The sequence below is a fragment of the Bradyrhizobium sp. HKCCYLRH2047 genome (assembly GCF_051168175.1).
Classification (GTDB): Bacteria; Pseudomonadota; Alphaproteobacteria; order Rhizobiales; family Xanthobacteraceae; genus Bradyrhizobium.
Genome location: NZ_JBNPUM010000003.1, coordinates 33,882 through 49,756, shown reverse-complemented (window position 1 = coordinate 49,756; position 15,875 = coordinate 33,882). Strand labels below are relative to the sequence as shown.

The window sequence follows — 15,875 nt, the reverse complement described above, 5'->3', positions numbered from 1 at the left end:
TCCTCATGTCGTTGATGAAAGAGTGGACGTCTGAAAGCGCGCGATGCTGAGACCGCCGATGCGCGTCTGCGTGCCGCCATGGGCGATCAGCTCGGCCATCACGGCGCCGGCGCCGGGGCCGAGCTGGAAGCCGTGCGCGGAGAAGCCGAACTGGTGATACAGCCCGTCGTGAACGGCGCTCGGCCCGAACACCGGAATGTCGTCGCGCATGCGTGCCTCGATGCCGGCCCAGGCGCGCACGATGGTCGCGCTGCGCATGACAGCGAACAGCTCCGCGACGGTGCGCGCGCTCTCCGACAGCTTGCGCCAGTCGAGCACGGTCTCGTTGCGGTCCTGATCGGGGATGGCGAGGTGTCCACCGCCGATCAGCACCGTGCCGTTGGGGAACTGCTTGAACGACAGCTTGCGGCCGCGCAGGATCACGACGGGATCGATGAAGTGCGCCACCGGCGAGGTGATCATCAGCATCGGCGCGATGGTCTCGACCGGCACCGGCTCGCCGAATTGCGCGGCGATCCGTCCGGCCCAGGCGCCGGCGGCGTTGACCAGCACCGGGGCGGCAAACGTCTCGGAGCCGACGTCGACAAGCCAGAGCTTGCCGTCCTTGCGGATGTTCGCCGCAGCCACGCCCTCGCGAATGAGCGCGCCGAGCTGCTCCGCCTTGCGGCGGAACGCCGTCGTGGTGCGCGCAGGCTGCGCCGCGCCGTCCCGGCGAGATACAACGCCGCCCGGACAGCTCTCCGCCACGGCAGGCACGAGGCGACGCAATTCCGAGCCGTCGATCAGCTCCTCATGGCTGAAGCCGCGTGCGTTGAGATCGGCGACGCGGACGCGGCAGGCGTCGAGCTCCGAATCGTTCTCGGCGACCAGCACCTGGCCAAAACTCTCGAAACCGCAATCATCGTCGACGAGGTCGCTGATGGTCTCCCAGATGCCCATCGAGCGGATCGACAGCGGAATCTCCGCGACGTCGCGCGCGAGCTGCCGCACGCCGCCGGCGTTGACACCGGAGGCGTGGCGGCCGGCATAATCCTTCTCGATCAGCACCGGCTTCAGCCCGGCGAGACACAGATGCAGCGCGGTGGAGCAGCCGTGGATGCCGCCACCCACGATGATGGCATCCGTCTTCACGGTCATCCGCGCACCACGGCCTTGGTCGCCTCTTCGGTCTTCGGTAGGCCTGCCAGCTCGGACAGCATGATCGGCTTCACCGGCGCGCGCAGCCGGTAGTAGCCGATCTCCTGCGGGGTCTTGCCGCGCGCCTGCGCCATCAGCTCGGTGACCGTGAGGCCACACAGCCGGCCCTGGCACGGCCCCATGCCGGTGCGGCGATAGGCCTTGAGCTGGTTCGGTCCGGTGGCGCCGATCGCGACGGAGTCGAGCACATCTCTGGCGGTGATCTCCTCGCAGCGGCACACGATGGTGTCGCCTTGAGGAATACGGAACTGCTTTGCCGGCTGGAATAGAACGTCGAGGAAGGCGCGAGCGCGCTCGGCACGTTTCAACTGCGCTGAATGGTCCAGAACCTGTGCCTGGGGCCGCAGCGCCTTGATGGCGCTTGCTGCCGCGATACGGCCCCGCCACAGCGCCGCCTGCGCGCCGCCGATGCCGGCGCCATCCCCGGCAATGGCGATGCCGGGAATGGAGCTGTTACCAAGGGCATCCAGCACCGGAGTCCAGCACAGTTGCAGCTCGTTCCAGCGATGCTCCACGCCGGCGGCCATCGCGAGATTCACATTGGGGACCACGCCCTGATGCAGCAGCAGCAACTCGGCCGCCAGCGTCTCGCGCTTGCCGCCCGCCGTGGCGTAGCTGACCGCCGAGAGCTCGCCATCGCCCTCTGCCACGAGCTCGGTCACACCGCTGGTGATGCGCACCTTGGCTCGCACCTCACGCATCATCGCAAGCCCCTTGCCGAAATAGGGCGAGGTCAGGAACGCGAAGGCATGCGGCAGCGCCGCGATGTAGTTGGCACGCGGCGTGGTGTCGAGAATGCGGTCGATGCGGCCACCGAGGCGCAGGATCTGCGCCGCGAGCAGCCACAGCAGCGGCCCCTGCCCGGCGATCACGGTCGGACCATCCGGCACCAGCCCGGACGATTTCAGCATCGTCTGCGCGGCACCGGCCGTCATCACACCGGGCAGGGTCCAGCCTTGTATCGGGAACGGCCGCTCCTGCGCCCCGGTCGCGATGATGACTCGCCTCGCCTTGATGAAGGCCGAACCGCCGCCGATGGAAACACCGAGTTCGAGATTGCGATCGAGGCTCCACACCGTGGCGCGAGGGATGATCTCGGCGCCGCTGGTCTCCGCGGCTTTCGCGATCTCGGCGCCCGACCAATAGTCGGTGCCGAGCAGCGCCTCGCGCTTCACCGGCGTCGCATGGATCGCGCGCCAGACCTGCCCGCCCGGGCCCGCATTCTCGTCGAGCAGCAAGGTCGACAGGCCGGCGCCGGCGGTCGCGGCCGTCGCGGCCAGCCCGGCAGGACCGGCGCCGATCACCACGACGTCATATTCATCATGCTTCGGCGCCGCGCTCATTTGCCGATCTCCCGCTTGCCCTTCTGGATCTCGATCTGCATGCCCTCGGCGACCGGCACGAGACAGCCTTGCCGGTTGCCGACGCCATCGATGGTGACGAGGCAGTCGAAGCACACGCCCATCATGCAATAAGGCAGGCGCCTTGCGCCGCTCACCGCAGTGGCGCGCCGGACGTCGAGGCCGGAGGCGAGCAGCGCCGCCGACACGGAGTCACCCTCGCGCGCGGCAATCGGCTGGCCCTCGACATGGATCGTCACCGATCCCCTCGCATCACCCTCAGTTCGTTTGAACATCATCGTCTCCATGGCGCCCTGCGCCGTCATCTCTCAGTAGTAGCCACTGCCGCCCGCTCCCGCTTCGCTGTCGAAGCGGCGGGCTGTGAACGCGCCGACCAGCTCCGGCTCCAGCGCGCCGTCCTTGACCATGCGCGCGATGTCGAAGGCGTGGTTCGCCGCGAGCGTCACGCCGGAATGGCAGCAGGCGACGAAGGCGCCCGGGTGGGTCTCCGACTGCTCGTAGATCGGAAAGCCGTCCTTCGGCATCACGCGGATGCCGGTCCAGCTTCTGACGACGTTGAGGCGCGCCAGATGCGGGAAGGTGCGCTGGGCGCGATCGGCCATGACCGCGTTGACGGAAAAGTTCTGCACGCGGTCGTCGAGCTCGTCCTCCTTGCTGTCGCCGATCATCACCGTGCCCTCGTCTGTCTGGCGGATCGTGGTCAGCGGATGCGGCAGGAACGGCATCGTGCGCTCGGTCACGACGATCTGGCCGCGCGTCGGCCCCATCGGCGCGGACAGCCCGACCATCGGCGCCAGGGTCTGGTTGGCATTTCCTGCCGCGAGCACGACCTTGGTCGCGCGGATCTCGCCTTGCGCCGTCGTCAGCCTGAACTCATTGCCGTCCCGCGCGATCGCACCGACCGCGCGCTCCGGCAGATAGTCGACGCCGAACTGCCTCATGCCGGCGTGCAGGGCGCGGAAGGTGCGCAGCGAATTCACATGACCGTCATAGGGACAGAAGCTGCCGCCGGAGACCTCCGGGCCGATCAGCGGCAGCATCTTCTTCACCTCGGACGCCGGCAGCATCTCCATCTGATAGTCGGCGGCACCGACCTGGTTGTGCATGCGCGCGACGAGCTGGGTGCGCTGCGCGTACTCGGCCTCGCCGAGGGTGAGATGAAAGCCGCCGTTCTGCTGCAGCACCACGTCGAGCCCGGTCTGCGCCTTCAGCTCTTCGGCGAGCTTCGGCCACGCCTTGGAGCCGCGCACCGTCCAGCCGGTGTAGGCCGGCATGCCCAGGCCCTTGCTCTGCACCCAGACCAGCGCGAAGTTGGCGCGCGAGGCACGCTTGGCGATATCGCCCTCGTCGAGCACCGCGACGCGCTGGCCGAGCCGGCCCAATCCCCAGGCAATCGCAGAGCCGAGCAGGCCGCCGCCGACGACGGCGACGTCATAGCCTTTGGTCATAAGGTCTCCTATCGTCCGGCGTCGCCGCCTTTGGCGGTCAGCACGCGGTCGAGCCCGTAGAAGCGATCGAGCAGGATCAGGACGGTCATGGTGACGGCGATGACGCTTGCCGACACCGACGTCACCAGCGGATCGATGTTGTCCTGGATGTAGAGGAACATGCGCACCGGCAAGGTCTCTGTGCCGGGCGTCGCCAGGAACACGGTCATGGTCAGATCGTCGAACGACTGGATGAAGGCGAGCATCCAGCCGCTCACGATGCCGGGCAGGATCGCGGGCAAGGTGACGCGGCGAAACATGGTCCAGCCGTCGGCGCCGAGCGAGATCGCGGCCATCTCGATCGACCGGTCCATGCCGGTCGCGGCCGCAAGCGTCAGCCGCAGCGCGAACGGAAACACCACGACGACATGGGCGATCACCAGCGCTACGAACGTGCCGCCGATGCCGACGGAGGTGAAGAAGCGCAGGAAGGCGATGCCGAGCACGACGTGCGGGATCATCAAGGGTGACAGGAACAGCGCCGACAGCGCGTCACGGCCGCGGAAGCGATAGCGGCTGATCGCCAGCGCCGCCGGCACCGCGAACAAGAGCGCCACGCACGACGACAGCGCGCCGAGCCACAGGCTCACGCCGAAGGCGTGGACGAATTCCGGATAGTCGGCGAGCGCCCTGAACCAGCGCAGCGAGAAGCTGGTGATCGGGATCGACAGGAAACCTTCCGGTGTGAACGCGACCCAGCACACGACGACGATCGGCGCCACCATGAAGACGACGAAGACGGCATGGAAGATCAGCGCCAGTGGGCCGTTCCTGCTCATCGGAACACCTCCTGGTAGCGGCGCTCGATCAGCGCGTTGGAGCCGACGACGATCAGGACGAGCGCGATCAGCAGCAGCACGGCAACCGCGGCGCCGAGCGGCCAGTTCAGCGTATTGAGGAACTCGTCATAGGCGAGCGTCGCCGCGACCTTGAGCCTGCGGCCGCCGATGATCGCCGGCGTCGCAAACGCGCTGGCGGACAGCGAGAATACGATGATGGCGCCCGACAGCACGCCCGGCATGATCTGCGGCAGCACGATGCGGCGGACCACCGTCAGCGAGCTTGCACCCAGCGACAGCGCCGCGTTCTCGACCTGCGGATCGAGCCGCTGCAGCGCGGTCCATACCGCGAGCACCATGAACGGCATCATCGCATGCGCCAGCGCGATCACCATGCCGGTCTCGGTGAACATGAACCTGATGGGTGACTCGATCAGGCCGAGCGTCATCAGCAGCTTGTTGGCAAGCCCGTTGTTGCCGCCGAACAGGAGTGCCCAGCCGAGGGTGCGCGCGACGACCGAGATCAGCAGCGGGCCGATGATCACCAGCAGGAAGAGGCCCTTCCACGGCCCCTGCATGCGGTTGAGGATGTAGGCCTCCGGCACGCCGAACACCGCCGTGATCGAGGTCGCCAGCACCGCGACGCGGAAGGTGCGCCAGAACATCTCCGCGTAGTAGGGATCCTCCACGATCTCGCGCCAGTTCTTCAGGATGAACACCGGCTCGATGCCCTTGTACTGGCCCCAATCGTGGAACGACAGCATCACGGTCATCGCCAGCGGGATCACCACGACGCCCAGGAACAGCATCAAGGCCGGCAGCGCCAGCGACAGGCCGGCGCGCGTCTCCGACGGGTTGGACGCGATGGTCGCGCTCATGCTGCGGCCTTCGCGGCGCGCAGGCTCATGTCCGAGACCTGCCAGACGAGATGCACCGCGGCGCCCTGCTCCGGCTGCGGCAGGCCGTCATTCTGGCGGATCACGATCGCCGGCCCGCATTCGGTGTCGCATTGGAACAGCCAATGATTGCCCTGGAAGATGCGGCTCGTGATGCGCCCCGCAAGACCGGCGTCGCCGAAGCCGATGCGCTCGGGCCGGACGCTGACGGCGACGGAGCCGGCCACGCCGGCCGGCGCCGGCGCGCTCCACGATCCCGCGACCAGCCTGGCCTGCCCGAAGGCGCAATCCACAGTCGCGGCAAACTCGTTGGTCTTGCCGAGAAACTGCGCGACGAAGACCGAGGCCGGCTGCTCGTAGACCTGCTGCGGCGTGCCGATCTGCTCGATCCTGCCCTTGCTCATCACCACGATGCGGTCGGACAGCGACATCGCCTCGATCTGATCATGGGTGACGAGGATGGTCGTAGTGCCGAGGTCGCGCTGGATCTGGCGCAGCTCGATCTGCATGTCCTCGCGCAGGCGCGCATCGAGATTGGACAGGGGCTCATCGAGCAGCAGCAGGCTCGGCCGGATCACCAGCGCGCGCGCGAGCGCAACGCGCTGCTGCTGGCCGCCGGACATGCGGCGAGGATGACGGTCCTCATAGCCGGCAAGGCCGACCAGCGCGAGCGCCGATCGTACGCGCTCCTCGCGTTCCTTGCGCGCGACTTTGCGCATCTCCAGACCGAACGCGACGTTCTCGGCGGCGGTCATGTGAGGAAACAGCGCGTAGCTCTGGAACACGATGCCGAGGCCGCGCTTCGCCGGTGGCACCGCGACGAGATCCCTGCCCTCGAGGCGGATCGCACCATGTGAGGGATCGAGGAAGCCCGCGATCATCTGCAACGTGGTGGTCTTGCCGCAGCCGGAGGGGCCGAGGAACGAGATGAACTCGCCCTTGGCGACGCCGAGGCTGAACTCTTCGACGGCCGTGTTGGGGCCGAAGGACTTGCCGACGCGGTCGAGTTCGAGGAGGGACATGCTTTGGATCCAGATGGGCGAGGAATACTGGCGCTCCGCGCACGGTGCACCTCCCTTCCCCTTTAGGGGAAGGGAGAACACCGCCGTCAACGAGAGAGGCTCGCAACAAGCAACCGGTTAGCGCTCGACCTCGCGATTCCAGCGCTTGGTCCATTCCTCGCGCTTCTCGTTGACCACGCTCCAATCGGGCGCATAGACCTTGGCGGCGCGTTCGCCGATCGGCGCCATCGCGCCCACGCCCTCGGGGATCACGACGGATTTCACGACCGGGCCGTAGCCATATTCCTTCAGCATCGTGAGCTGGATCTTCGGATCGAGCAGCAGCTTGATGAAGCTCGAGGCCAGCGGCGAGACCGACGGCTTGGCGATCGGACACGCCGTCGTCAGCAGGCTCACGGCACCTTCTTTCGGATAGACGAAATCGACCGGAAAGCCGGTGTTGGCGAAGCTCTGCACGCGACCGCTGCCCCACACCGCGATGACCGCCTGCCCCGATTGGAACAGCTCGGTCATCTTGCCGGGCGACGGCTCGTAGGCCAATACGTTGGGATTGATGTCATTCTTGAAGATCTTGAAACCGGCATCGACATTGCTCTCGCTGCCGCCGTTCATCTTCGCCAGCATCAGAAGCACGTTGAGGCCGTAGGTGTTGTTGATCGGCGGAATGACGAGCAGTTGCTTGTATTTCGGATCCTTGAGATCGTTCCACGAGGTCGGCGCGGCCCAGCCTTTCTCGGCAAACACCTTCTTGTTGTACATCAGGCCGGTGGCGACGAGGCCGATGGCGACCGCCTTGTCATCCTTGAAGCGCGCGACCTCCAGCAGATCGCCGGGCAGTCCGGTGACCTTGTCGCAGAAGCCGAGCTGGATCGCCTGGTACATCGGGCCGTCATCGACGATCGCGACGTCGATCTGCTGGTTGCCCTTCTGCGCCTGCAGCTTGGCGAGGGTGTCGGTGGAGTTGCCGGCGACGTATTCGACCTTGACGCCGTTGGCCTGCTCGAACGGCGGGATCACCTCCTCGCGGATCGTCTTCTCGAACGAGCCGCCATAACCGGCGACATAGAGCGTCTTCTGCTGAGCCCAGACCTGCGAGGCCGAGGCCAGGACGGCGACGCTGACCGCCATCAGGAGTTTAGGGTGCTTCATTGGACCGATCTCCATCATCTTGGATACGAGACGGTATAAAAAAACCGCCCCAGGGAGATCGGCTTGCCGGATGGCATCCGCAGATCCAGGAAACCCGGAGCTGAAGAGCCTAAAAAACGAGCCTTCCCTCACCCTGCCAAAAAAGATCGCAGCAGAGGCTTTGATCGTCCAATGAATAATGGCACCCTATTCATACGTAAATGTTATGGATGTAAGGACGTATGGCGCGGATCAACTCGCGGCAGGTCGAAGCCTTCCGGGCGATGATGCTGAGCGGCAGCGTCACCGAGGCAGCCAAGCTGATGGCGGTGACGCAGCCGGCGGTCAGCCGGCTGCTGCGCGACCTGCAGGCGCTGCTCAAGATGGAGCTGTTCGAGCGGCGCGGCACCGGCCTGGTGCCGACCGCGGCAGCGACGGCGCTCTACATGGAGGTCGAGCGCTCCTTCGTCGGGCTCGATCGCATCACCGCGGCCGCTGAGGAGATCCGTGGCCGGCGCACCGGGACGCTGCGCATTGCCGCGCTCCCCGCGCTTGCCAATGGCTATCTGCCGCGGCTCGCAGGCCACTTCCTGCAGGAGCGCCCGAACCTCAACCTCGCCTTCTTCGGCGTGATCTCGCCGATCGTGATCGACTGGGTGCTGAACGCGCAATGCGACGTCGGCTTTGCCGAGGTGCCGATCGCCCATGCCGGGCTGCCGAGCATCAAGCTGCCGGCGCTGCCGCGCGTCGCCGTTCTCCCGGCAGGCCACCGGCTTTGCGCGAAGGCGATCTTGGTGCCGCGCGACTTCGATGGGGAGACCTTCATCTCGCTGTCGTCTGGCTCCACCAGCCGGCATCTGATCGATCAGATCTTCCATCGCGAGGATGTCAGGCGCGTGCTGCGGGTCGAGACGACCCTGTCGGAAATCATGTGCGGGATGGTGTCGTCGGGACTGGGCGTCTCGATTTGCGATCCGTTCACCGCGCGCGAATTCGACGGCCGTGGCGTGGTGATGCGGCCCTTCGCGCCGCGCATCGACTTCGAATTTGCCGCGGTGTTTCCGCCGCAGCGCAGCCCCTCGCCGGTGGCGCTGGACCTTGTCCAGTCGGTGCGACAGGCCCTGGAAGAGCTCGGCCGGTCGTCGATCCCTGGAGAAACCGGGTGAGGCCTGGTGGGCGAACCTAGGACCCGCGGATTGTGATCGAGAGTTCTGCCGGTTTGACGGCAGGATTTGATTGCATCGGAATCTTCGTCAGCTCTGTCATGATGCTTCTAGTTGTACGCCCTGACGTTGTTCGACGCAGTTCGATCAAGATCATGTGTGCCCAAGAAAGGGGGAGTCGCTCGTTGATTCTGATCAAGGCTGAGAGCCGTCAGCGCGGTAGCAACGTGCAAGACTGACATTTTCCGACGGATCACCATGGCGCTTTCTATACAATCAGAAGGCCGGGTACTCGCGGTCCGCGGCGCCGTGGTTGACGTGGAGTTCCCCGCCGCCGAGCTCCCCAAGCTAGGCGACGCGCTTCTGGTGGATTGGGACCTGCCCGAAATCCTGATCGTTGAGGTTCAGGCCCACCTGGACGAGACGACGGTGCGCGGCGTCGCCTTACAGGCAACTGCCGGTCTGAAACGGGGTGCGCGGGTGCAATCGACAGGTGGACCGATCAGCGTTCCCGTCGGCGACGCAGTGCTCGGGCGCCTGCTCGACGTGACCGGGCGCACGCGGGACAACGGCCCCGCATTGCCCGACGATCTGGCGCGCGCGCCGATTCACAATCCCGCACCGCCACTCGGCGAACGGAGCCCGGCCACGGCGATCTTCGAAACGGGCATCAAGGTCATCGATCTTCTGGCGCCGCTTCCGCAGGGTGGTAAAGCCGCAATGTTTGGCGGCGCCGGCGTCGGCAAGACCGTGGTGGTGATGGAATTGATCCACGCCATGGTTCAGAGTTACCAGGGCATTTCCGTGTTTGCCGGGATCGGCGAGCGCTCCCGCGAGGGGCATGAGCTGCTGTTGGAAATGCGCCGATCCGGGGTGCTCGATCGCAGCGTGCTGGTTTACGGCCAGATGAATGAGCCGCCGGGTGCCCGCTGGCGTGTCGGGCTGACGGCGCTGACGATCGCCGAATACTTCCGCGACACGAAGCGTCAGAACGTTCTGCTTCTCATGGACAACGTGTTCCGGTTCGTGCAGGCCGGGAGCGAGGTGTCCGGCCTGCTCGGGCGCTTGCCGTCGCGCGTCGGTTATCAGCCGACCCTTGCCACGGAAGTCGCCGCGTTGCACGAACGCATCGCCTCGGTTTCGGGCGTCTCGGTGACCGCCATCGAAGCGGTCTACGTTCCGGCCGACGACTTCACCGATCCGGCGGTGACCGCGATCTCAAGTCATCTCGACAGCATGATCGTGCTGTCGAGAACGATGGCCGCCGAGGGCATGTATCCCGCAGTCGATCCCTTGAACTCGTCCTCCATCCTGCTTGATCCGACTGTGGTTGGCGACGAGCACTATCGGATCGCCGAAGAGGTGCGCGAGACGATTGCACACTATCGAGAACTTCAGGACATCATCTCGCTGCTCGGAATCGAAGAGCTCAGCGCTCAGGACCGGCTGGCTGTTGCACGTGCCCGACGCCTGCAGCGTTTTCTCACCCAACCGTTTTCCGTGACCGAGGCGTTTACGGGTGTGCCTGGCCGCTCGGTTCCCCTGGCAGAGACGCTCAAGGGCTGTCAGGCGATCCTTGGCGGTGACTGCGATCAGTGGACAGAGAGCTCGTTCTATATGATCGGCGGCATCGACGACGCGAGGGCCAGGCAGCCTCAGGAAAAGTCCGAGGAGCCGGCGAGATGAGGCTCCTGATCACCACACCGACTGCAATCGTGATCGACGAAGCAAACGTTTCGAGCGTTCGCGCCGAGGACGACAGCGGCAGCTTTGGAATTCTCGCAGGTCATGCCGACCTTCTTACTGCTCTGAACATCTCGGTGGTCAGTTGGCAAGGCGCCGACAGGCGCCTACGCTACTGTGCGGTGCGGCGGGGCGTGCTCTCCGTGACCGGCGGCGCCGAGATCGCCATCGCCACACGCGAGGCGATTGCCGGCGACGATCTCGATCGCCTTGAAGTGATCGTGCTCGATGAATTTCGCAAACGAAGCGAAACCGAGCGCGCGTCCCGAACGGAGAATCTCCAACTGCAGATGAAGGCCATCCGGCAGATCGTCCACTACCTGCGTCCCGACAAGCGCAGTTTGATGGAGGGCGGCTCGTGATGGTCGGTTCGAAGCCGAACGGCGATCCCACTCCTGATGGATTGACCAAGGCGGTCCGCGACCGACGCGCGCGATGGGAGTCTTGGCGTAGCGATGGCGACTCATCGGTGGTGCGATTTGTCGGCCAGATCGGCGTGCTCGGCTGGATCATCGTCGCACCTACGCTGATTGGCCTGTTCGTCGGCCGCTGGATCGACCGTTGGCTCGGGACAGGCATCTTCTGGAGCGCGCCGCTCCTTTTGCTCGGGGTGGCGGCCGGCTGCTGGTCGGCCTGGCGATGGATGCATCAGCAATGAGCCATGCCGTCATGCACGACTATCTCTTCATTGCTGAGGCAGCTGGCTGGATTGGTGCTGGTGGCCTGCTGGGGCTGCTGCATTTCGCCTCCTTGCGATGGAACGTACGCTTCCTCATCGGTGGCCAGCCATTCTCTTCGCTCGGACTGCAATTGCTTCGTTTCGCTGCGACAGGTGGAGCCATGGTGCTCGTCACCAAATCGTTTGGAGCGATGCCCCTCCTTGCCGGGACCCTCGGCCTCCTGACCGCGCGAAACGGACTTCTTCGGCCGGAGACGCGACGATGATCGGTTCACCCCTGACCGCAAAGGTCGTGTTCACGATTGGGCCAGTCGCAGTCACCGAGCCCGTCGTCGTGACCTGGGGGCTCATGGCCATCCTCGGCGTGGGTGGCTGGCTCGCCACGCGCTCGCTCTCGCTGCGGCCCACCGCTGCCCAGGCGATCGTCGAGACGGTTGTCGACGTCATCGAAAATCAAGTCCACGAGACCATGCGCGTGGCGCCGGCGCCATATGTCCCGATGATCGGTACGCTCTTTCTCTTCATTCTGGCGGCAAATTGGTGCTCGCTGATCCCCGGTGTCGAGCCGCCAACTGCGCATATTGAAACAGATGCGGCGCTGGGGCTCATCGTGCTCGTCGCCATCTTCTACTTCGGTGTTCGGGCACGGGGGCTGGTCGGATATCTCAAGACCTTCGCCGAGCCCACCTTCATCATGGTTCCCCTGAACATCGTCGAAACGTTCACGCGAACGTTTTCGCTGATCGTGCGCCTGTTCGGAAACGTGATGAGCGGTGTTTTTGTCGTCGGCATTGTTCTGTCCCTTGCCGGTCTACTCGTGCCTATTCCGCTCATGGCGCTCGATCTCCTGACCGGCGCGGTTCAGGCATACATTTTCACCGTTCTCGCCATGGTATTCATCGGCAGCGCGTTGAACGAGGGACGCGCTCCCACGAAAGGGAAGTCATCATGAACTGGATCGAGATTGTCAGCATCTTTGCAGCGGCCATGGCGGTCTCTTTTGGAGCGATTGGGCCGGCACTTGGCGAAGGTCGCGCGGTCGCCGCAGCAATGGATGCCATCGCCCGGCAGCCCGAGGCGGCGGGGACGATCTCGCGCACCCTCTTCGTCGGTCTTGCCATGATCGAAACCATGGCAATCTACTGTCTCGTCATCGCGCTGCTCGTGTTGTTCGCCAACCCCTTCATCCATTAGGCCGATATGCATATCGACTGGTGGACGTTGGCGCTCCAGACCGTCAATGTCCTCATCCTCATCTGGATCCTGGGCCGGTTCTTCTTTCGTCCGGTCGCCGATCTCGTAGCGAAACGGCGAGAAGAGGCGGCTAAGCTCCTTGCGGACGCCGACGCGGCTCGAAAGGAGGCCGGGGACCTTCGCGCCGAAGCAACGACACTCCGCGCCGGGATCGACGCGCAGCGCGATCGCTTGCTCGCACAGGCCCGCAAGGACGCGGAGGCCGAGAAAGCGTCCGCGCTCGCCCAACTGTCGAGCGAGCTCGATCAGCACCGAAAGGATGCGGCAGTCGCGATCGAAAAAGAGCGCATCGCCATGCAGCACGCTGTGCTCGATCGAGCGAGCGAGCTCTCGGTGCGGATTGCACGCCGACTACTAGAACGGCTTCCAGCAAGCGCTGCATTCTCCGCTTTTCTCGATGGTCTTGGTGCTGAACTGGGCCGGCTGACGGTGGACTCGCGCAATCGCCTTGCGGGATCGGATCCGGCTCACCCGCTCGACGTCGTCGCAGCGGCGAAACTGGATGACGAGCAGGCGGCCAGCTTGCGGGAGACGATCCACGCAGCGTTCGGCAGTGAGCCACCGATACGTCTCTCGTGCGATTCCAGGCTCATCGCTGGTTTCGAAATCAGAGGCCGGAATATCGTCGTGCGCAACAACTGGCAGGCCGACCTCGAGATCATTCGAAGAGAGCTGGACCGATGACGGCCATCGCCCCTCTCGACAGCTGGCTACGGGAAGCCGAGGCGCGCGTTGATGCTGCGACGCTTGCACCGGTAACCGAGCAGATTGGCTGCGTGGAATCCGTTGCCGATGGGATCGCATTGGTGTCAGGCCTGCCCGATGTGCGTCTTGATGAGCTCGTACGCTTCGAGCACGGACAGGTCGGCTACGCCACCACGCTCGACCGCGATCTGCTGGGATGCGTCCTGCTCGACGACCCCACAGGCCTCAAGGCGGGCCATCAGGTGCACGGCAGCGGCGAAGTGGTCCGCGTCCCCGTCGGACCTTCTCTGCTCGGCCGGACGATCGATCCGCTGGGGCGTCCTCTGGACGGCGGAGCACCGATCGAGTCGGGCGCATATGAGCCGATCGAACGGCCGGCACCGTCGATCATCGATCGCGACCTTGTCAGCGAGCCCCTGCAGACCGGAATTCTTGTGCTGGATTCGATGTTCGCGCTCGGCCGCGGCCAGCGCGAGCTCATTATCGGCGATCGCGCAATCGGCAAGACGGCAATAGCGATCGACTGCATCATCAATCAGAAGTTCAGCGACATCGTTTGTGTCTACGTCGCTATCGGTCAGAAGTCGTCGACCGTGAAGCGGGCGATACAGGCGATACAGGCACACGGCGCTCCCGAGCGATGCATTTTCGTCGTTGCCGGCGCTTCCGCTTCGCCCGGCCTGCAATGGATCGCCCCTTTCGCCGCTTTCACCATCGCCGAATACTTCCGCGACCGTGGCCAGCATGCGCTGGTGGCCATCGACGATCTGACGAAACATGCGGCCACCCATCGGGAAATCGCCTTGCTGACGCGCCAACCGCCCGGTCGCGAGGCCTACCCCGGCGACGTCTTCTATGTTCATGCCAGGCTGCTGGAGCGGGCGGCAAAGCTTTCCAAGGCGGCCGGGGGAGGTTCGCTGACCGCGCTGCCCATCGCTGAACTCGATGGCGGGAATCTCAGCGCCTACATTCCGACCAACCTGATATCGATTACCGACGGCCAGATCGTTCTCGATGCGCGTCTTTTCCACGAAGGTCACAAGCCGGCCGTCGATGTCGGCACAAGCGTCAGCCGAGTGGGTGGAAAGACTCAGGCTCCAGCCTTGCGCGAAGCCGCGCACGCTCTGCGCCTCGACTACGCGCAATTTCTGGAACTGGAAATGTTCACGCGCTTTGGCGGAGTGACCGACACCCAAGTCAAGGACAAGATCGCTCGCGGGCGACACATCCGGAGCATCCTGGCCCAGCCACAATATTCGCCGGTTCGTTTGGCGGACGAGGTCGCGCTCGTCACGGCGCTGCAGACCGGCATTCTTGACCGCGTGGCGTTGGACGACATCGCAAGGTTTCGCACCGAACTCTCGTCCTGGATCGACAAGGAGGCAAAGGAGGCCGTGGCGGCCATCGAGCGGACAGGCGAACTCGATGACCCGCAGAGAGCAGCCATGACAGCGGCGCTCACGGGGCTTGCCGCCAAGTGTGCCCGACCGCGCGCCGATCGGATCTGAATGATGGTGGAACGGCTCGCTGAGATCTCCGCCCAAATCCAGAACGTCCGTCAACTGGAGGCCGTGGTCACTGCCTTGCGCGGCATCGCCGCGTCGCGCGCGCAGCGAGCACGCTCCCTCCTTGACGGCATCGATTCCTACAGCGCTGTCGTTTCCCGGGCCATCGGACAGGCCCTGACGCTGCTGCCGGCAGATTTTCGACATCTGCCGGAAAGAAGAAGAGCGACAACCGGCGTGATCCTCTTTTGCGCGGAACAGGGCTTCGCCGGCGCGTTCAGCGAGCATGTTTTGAACGCTGCAGGGGGCGATCTCGCAAACGCAACGACATTCCTGATTGGAACGCGTGGCCTTGTCATCGCCCGCGAGCGTGGGTTGAACCCGTCCTGGTCGACTCCGATGGCCAGCCACGTGGATGCTGTTCCTTCACTTGCGAACAACATCGCCGACGCGTTGTACGCGCAGATCGCAAGCGGTACGCCATCAACCGTTCAAATGATCGTGCCGCGATCAATCTCCGGCGTCGGCGTCCAGATTGAACGCTACTCGCTGCTTCCACTTGATCTTGCGCGCTTTGCCGGTGACTCCGAGACTCTGCCGCCGTTGACAACACTCGAGCCGCGGGAATTGCTCGAACGACTCACGGCCGAGTATGTCTATGCCCGGCTTTGCGAGGCAGCCATGCATTCCTATGAAGCCGAAAACCAGGCACGCATGATGACGATGACGGCAGCCCGGCACAACATCGGGACCCGCCTCGTCACGCTTGGACAGCGTGAGCAGCAGCTCCGGCAGGAAGAGATAACAAATGAGATCGTCGAGCTCGCCGCCGGAGCCGAGGCGCTGGCGGATCGCTGAAATGAACGACGCATTTTGAAAGGGACAACTGGCCCCGCGATCAAACGGCCCCCTTTGGCATCGTGGAGATGGCGGCCGGCCTGAGCTCTCGCCCGCAA

18 protein-coding genes are annotated in these 15,875 nt (G+C 64.8%); 10 read left to right on the top strand and 8 right to left on the bottom strand.

Translation table 11 applies throughout. From position 1 onward, the window contains the following. Positions 1–3: 3 nt before the first annotated feature. The 8 genes from ACQR1D_RS07475 to ACQR1D_RS07440 form a co-directional block, all read right to left on the bottom strand. Positions 4–1,137, bottom strand: a complete 1,134-nt coding sequence (locus ACQR1D_RS07475) for an NAD(P)/FAD-dependent oxidoreductase (RefSeq protein WP_316179891.1) — start codon at positions 1,135–1,137, stop codon at positions 4–6. Further along, complete coding sequence (locus ACQR1D_RS07470; protein ID WP_434837695.1) at positions 1,134–2,540, bottom strand: FAD-dependent oxidoreductase; 1,407 nt, start codon at positions 2,538–2,540, stop codon at positions 1,134–1,136. Before ACQR1D_RS07470 ends, ACQR1D_RS07475 begins: the two co-directional genes overlap by 4 nt. Continuing rightward, positions 2,537–2,833: a (2Fe-2S)-binding protein gene (locus ACQR1D_RS07465; RefSeq protein ID WP_315803744.1), complete on the bottom strand. Its 297-nt coding sequence runs from the start codon at positions 2,831–2,833 to the stop codon at positions 2,537–2,539. Before ACQR1D_RS07465 ends, ACQR1D_RS07470 begins: the two co-directional genes overlap by 4 nt. Before the next feature lie 33 nt (positions 2,834–2,866). After that, positions 2,867–4,006: an NAD(P)/FAD-dependent oxidoreductase gene (locus tag ACQR1D_RS07460; protein ID WP_434837694.1), complete on the bottom strand. Its 1,140-nt coding sequence runs from the start codon at positions 4,004–4,006 to the stop codon at positions 2,867–2,869. 8 nt (positions 4,007–4,014) lie between these two features. After that, on the bottom strand, positions 4,015–4,824 hold the full coding sequence (locus ACQR1D_RS07455) for an ABC transporter permease (RefSeq protein ID WP_315803746.1): 810 nt from the start codon (positions 4,822–4,824) through the stop codon (positions 4,015–4,017). Then, positions 4,821–5,702 (bottom strand): ABC transporter permease, encoded by an 882-nt coding sequence (locus ACQR1D_RS07450; RefSeq protein ID WP_434837693.1) that lies wholly within the window; start codon positions 5,700–5,702, stop codon positions 4,821–4,823. Before ACQR1D_RS07450 ends, ACQR1D_RS07455 begins: the two co-directional genes overlap by 4 nt. Beyond that, positions 5,699–6,742, bottom strand: coding sequence for an ABC transporter ATP-binding protein (locus ACQR1D_RS07445; RefSeq protein ID WP_434837692.1), 1,044 nt, complete (start codon positions 6,740–6,742; stop codon positions 5,699–5,701). Before ACQR1D_RS07445 ends, ACQR1D_RS07450 begins: the two co-directional genes overlap by 4 nt. A 117-nt stretch (positions 6,743–6,859) precedes the next feature. Further along, complete coding sequence (locus ACQR1D_RS07440; RefSeq protein WP_315803749.1) at positions 6,860–7,891, bottom strand: ABC transporter substrate-binding protein; 1,032 nt, start codon at positions 7,889–7,891, stop codon at positions 6,860–6,862. Positions 7,892–8,112: 221 nt separating this feature from the next. Between ACQR1D_RS07440 and ACQR1D_RS07435 the strand changes: the two genes are divergently transcribed. The 10 genes from ACQR1D_RS07435 to ACQR1D_RS07390 all read left to right on the top strand — a co-directional run bounded on the left by ACQR1D_RS07435 (position 8,113) and on the right by ACQR1D_RS07390 (position 15,777). Next, positions 8,113–9,036 carry a LysR substrate-binding domain-containing protein gene (locus ACQR1D_RS07435; protein ID WP_434837691.1) on the top strand — a complete coding sequence of 308 codons (924 nt, stop codon included), beginning with the start codon at positions 8,113–8,115 and terminating at the stop codon, positions 9,034–9,036. A gap of 255 nt (positions 9,037–9,291) precedes the next feature. Further along, positions 9,292–10,719: a F0F1 ATP synthase subunit beta gene (atpD, locus tag ACQR1D_RS07430; RefSeq protein WP_316179885.1), complete on the top strand. Its 1,428-nt coding sequence runs from the start codon at positions 9,292–9,294 to the stop codon at positions 10,717–10,719. Continuing rightward, on the top strand, positions 10,716–11,138 hold the full coding sequence (locus ACQR1D_RS07425; protein WP_316179884.1) for a F0F1 ATP synthase subunit epsilon: 423 nt from the start codon (positions 10,716–10,718) through the stop codon (positions 11,136–11,138). The genes atpD and ACQR1D_RS07425 overlap by 4 nt, the downstream gene beginning before the upstream one ends. Beyond that, entirely contained in the window at positions 11,138–11,434 is a 297-nt protein-coding gene (locus ACQR1D_RS07420) for an AtpZ/AtpI family protein (protein ID WP_315803805.1), read from the top strand. The genes ACQR1D_RS07425 and ACQR1D_RS07420 overlap by 1 nt, the downstream gene beginning before the upstream one ends. Next, positions 11,431–11,721 (top strand): N-ATPase subunit AtpR, encoded by a 291-nt coding sequence (locus ACQR1D_RS07415; protein WP_315803753.1) that lies wholly within the window; start codon positions 11,431–11,433, stop codon positions 11,719–11,721. The genes ACQR1D_RS07420 and ACQR1D_RS07415 overlap by 4 nt, the downstream gene beginning before the upstream one ends. Then, complete coding sequence (locus ACQR1D_RS07410; protein WP_434837930.1) at positions 11,721–12,407, top strand: F0F1 ATP synthase subunit A; 687 nt, start codon at positions 11,721–11,723, stop codon at positions 12,405–12,407. The genes ACQR1D_RS07415 and ACQR1D_RS07410 overlap by 1 nt, the downstream gene beginning before the upstream one ends. Continuing rightward, the gene (locus ACQR1D_RS07405; RefSeq protein ID WP_315803755.1) at positions 12,404–12,649 is read left to right on the top strand and encodes a F0F1 ATP synthase subunit C; all 246 of its coding nucleotides are present in this window, start codon (positions 12,404–12,406) and stop codon (positions 12,647–12,649) included. Before ACQR1D_RS07410 ends, ACQR1D_RS07405 begins: the two co-directional genes overlap by 4 nt. A 27-nt stretch (positions 12,650–12,676) precedes the next feature. Then, positions 12,677–13,393, top strand: coding sequence for an ATP synthase F0 subunit B (locus ACQR1D_RS07400; RefSeq protein ID WP_315803756.1), 717 nt, complete (start codon positions 12,677–12,679; stop codon positions 13,391–13,393). After that, entirely contained in the window at positions 13,390–14,922 is a 1,533-nt protein-coding gene (locus ACQR1D_RS07395) for a F0F1 ATP synthase subunit alpha (protein ID WP_315803757.1), read from the top strand. The genes ACQR1D_RS07400 and ACQR1D_RS07395 overlap by 4 nt, the downstream gene beginning before the upstream one ends. 3 nt (positions 14,923–14,925) lie before the next feature. Then, entirely contained in the window at positions 14,926–15,777 is an 852-nt protein-coding gene (locus ACQR1D_RS07390) for a F0F1 ATP synthase subunit gamma (RefSeq protein WP_434837690.1), read from the top strand. The last annotated feature ends 98 nt before the right edge of the window (positions 15,778–15,875 follow it).